Here is a 2,942-nt window from a genome sequence, read left to right as displayed (position 1 = left end):
CCGGCCGCGCCCGCAAGGAGGACCCGGTGCAGGCCGGCGCGGGAGTCCGGCTGCACGCGAAGCCCGGGGCCATGGTCCGGGCCGGGGAACCGCTGATGACCCTGCTCACTGACACCCCGGAAAGGTTCGGCCGCGCGCGCGAAGCCCTCGCCGGCGCCGTCGTTATTGCCCCCGAAGGGGACCGGCCGGCGCAGCAGCTGATCATCGACCGGATCGCCTGACGCCCGACGCCCTAGTTCCGGAAACTGGGGCGGCATATCTACATTCGGTGGAGTAAACCCCTTCCCCAGCCGGCGGGCGGACCAGCATAATGTTCAGGACGGCCGATGGGGAGCAGCCGTTCGCGCCGGCCGCCTCGTCGTCTTGGATGAGGCGGAACCGGCGGGATCACGGGCCGCTTCAAACCCTGGCGGGATGCACGGGCCCGGCCGGGGCGCGTACCGTTGAACCCGGGTACGAATCAGGGCATCACCCCATGGCGGCACTCATTGCAGCGTGGAAACGTTGGAATTACCGACCAACGGATAGGACAATCTCGTGCAGGCTTTCATGGACGCGCTCAATGTCTTCGTTATCGACGCCGCGGCCCAATGGTGGGTGTACCCCGTGCTCTTCGCGCTCTGCACGATCGATGGGTTTTTCCCGCCCGTCCCGAGCGAGTCCGTGGTGGTCGCGCTGACCGCGGTGGCGGTGACGGCGGGCGCGCCCAACCTGTGGCTGCTCGGGGTGCTGGCTGCCGCCGGCGCCATCGCCGGGGACAACATCGCGTTCGTGATCGGCCGCAAGGTCGGCACGCGGGGCTTCCGCTGGATGCAGCGCCCGCGCGTGATGTCCGCCTTCGCCTGGGCGCGCCGCGAGCTGGACCGCCGCGGCGCCCTGCTGATCCTCAGCGCGCGCTACATTCCGGTGGGCCGCGTGGCGGTGAACATGACCGCCGGCGCCACCGGCTTCGACCAGCGCAAGTTCGTGTTCTTCAGCGTCATCGCCGGCATCTCCTGGTCCGCGTATTCGGTCGGCCTGGGCGCCCTGGCCGGCCAGTGGTTCCACGACCACAGCCTCCTGGCGGCAGCCTTGGCCATCGTCCTGGCCTTGCTGCTCGGTGTGGTCGTGGACCATGCACTGAAACTGGCCTACCGCCGTCGTGCCCGCAAGGCCGAACGCGCCGCGGAAGCCGAAGCGGAAGCACACGCCGTGGCGGACCGGCAGGCGGCATCGCAGAGCCGGCGGCAGGACGCCTCCGCCGCCTAGCTCGGGGTGAATGCGCCTGTCAGAGCCGTCGCGTATCGTGGTGCCTGTGACTGAGCCTAACTACTCTGCCGACCCTGCCCCCGACGTGGATATCGACATCCGCAGCCTGCCCAAGGTCTCGCTGCACGACCATCTGGACGGCGGCCTGCGACCGGCCACGATCATCGAGCTCGCGGCCGAGGCGGGACACCAGCTGCCGTCGACCGACCCGGTGGCGCTGGGCGAGTGGTTCCTCGAATCCGCGGACTCCGGTTCGCTGGTGCGCTACCTGGAGACCTTCGACCACACCGTCGCGGTGATGCAGACCAAGGAGGGGCTGTTCCGCGTCGCCAAGGAGTTCGTCGAGGATTTGGCGGACGACGGCGTGGTGTACGGCGAGGTGCGGTGGGCACCTGAGCAGCACCTTGCCAAGGGGCTGACGCTGGACGAGGCGGTCGAGGCCGTGCAGGCCGGGCTTGATGCCGGCGTGGCCGCGGTGGAAGCGAGCGGACGGCCGATCCAGGTGGGCCAGCTGATCACGGCCATGCGGCACGCCGACCGCGGACAGGAGATTGCCGAGCTGGCCGTGCGGCATCGGGACAAGGGCGCCGTGGGCTTCGACATCGCCGGCGCCGAGGACGGCTTCCCGCCGTACCGGTTCAAGGACGCTTTCACCTACCTCGCCGAGAACCAGTTCCCCGTGACAGTGCATGCAGGCGAGGCCGCCGGCGTGGACAGCATCGTCGACGCCCTGGTCAGCGGCCGCGCGCTGCGGCTGGGCCACGGCGTGCGGATCGCCGAGGACATCACCGTGGATTTCTCCGGCGAAGATGATCCGGAGGAGGATGGCGAGGTTGGCCTCGTGACACTCGGCCGGGTGGCTTCCTGGGTCCGCGACCGCGGGATCGCGCTCGAATGCAGCCCGTCCTCGAACCTGCAGACCGGCGCCGTCTCTGTCTTTGGCGACGGCATTGAAAGCCATCCGTTCGACCTGCTCTACCAGACCGGCTTCAAGGTCACGGTGAACCCGGACAACCGCCTGATGAGCGGCGTGACGCTCTCCGACGAGTACGAGCTGCTGGTGGAGACCTTCGACTACGACATTGACGACCTGCTGCAGCTGACGCTCAACGCCGCCGAGGCCGCGTTCCTGCCGCTGGAGGAGCGCGAGGCGCTGATCGAGTACATCGCCGAAGGGTTCCGTGCAGCGCAGGGCTGAGGCCGGCCGTGCCTGAAGACCCGACCGCGGTGCCCCGGCTCGTGGAGGTCGTGGCGCAGCTGCGCGAACACTGCTTGTGGACCGCGCAGCTGACCCACGAGTCCCTGGTGGAGTACCTCGTCGAGGAGGCCTACGAGCTGGCCGAGGCGATCGAGACCGGGCACACCGGCCGCGCGGACGCCGAGGAGCTCAAGGGCGAACTGGCGGACGTGCTCTTCCAGGTCCTCCTGCACGCCCGGATCCAGGAGGAGCGCGGCCACTTCGCTTTCGACGACGTGGCGCAGCTGCTCACCGCCAAGCTCATCCGGCGCAACCGGCATGTGTTCCGCGCGGACGGCTCGCTCCAGGACTCCTTCCCCGCCACGGTGGAGGAAATCGTTGCCAGCTACGACGCGGTGAAGGCGGCGGAGAAGCCCGAGCGGACCACGCCGTTCGACGGGATTCCGCGGTCGCTGCCGGCGCTCACGCTCGCAGCCAAGTCGCTGGACCGCGCCCG

General features: G+C 69.3%; 3 protein-coding genes and 1 pseudogene. All 4 read left to right on the top strand.

Annotation, left to right across the window (positions count from 1 at the left end):
- Positions 1 to 221 (top strand): annotated as a pseudogene (locus D477_RS19920) (thymidine phosphorylase); the annotation flags it as partial.
- 316 nt (positions 222 to 537) lie between these two features.
- Positions 538 to 1,248: a DedA family protein gene (locus D477_RS19915; RefSeq protein WP_005274612.1), complete on the top strand. Its 711-nt coding sequence runs from the start codon at positions 538 to 540 to the stop codon at positions 1,246 to 1,248.
- 46 nt (positions 1,249 to 1,294) lie between these two features.
- A complete protein-coding gene (locus D477_RS19910; RefSeq protein ID WP_005274610.1) occupies positions 1,295 to 2,446 on the top strand; it encodes an adenosine deaminase in 1,152 nt (383 codons plus the stop codon).
- A gap of 8 nt (positions 2,447 to 2,454) precedes the next feature.
- The coding region (locus tag D477_RS19905) for a MazG nucleotide pyrophosphohydrolase domain-containing protein (protein WP_005274606.1) at positions 2,455 to 2,942 on the top strand (488 nt) is incomplete at its 3' end.

Origin of the sequence: Arthrobacter crystallopoietes BAB-32, from assembly GCF_000328305.2 — a bacterium.
GTDB lineage: Bacteria > Actinomycetota > Actinomycetes > Actinomycetales > Micrococcaceae > Crystallibacter > Crystallibacter crystallopoietes_A.
Note: the sequence above shows the minus strand (reverse complement) of the source record. Positions and strands in the feature narration are given on the sequence as shown.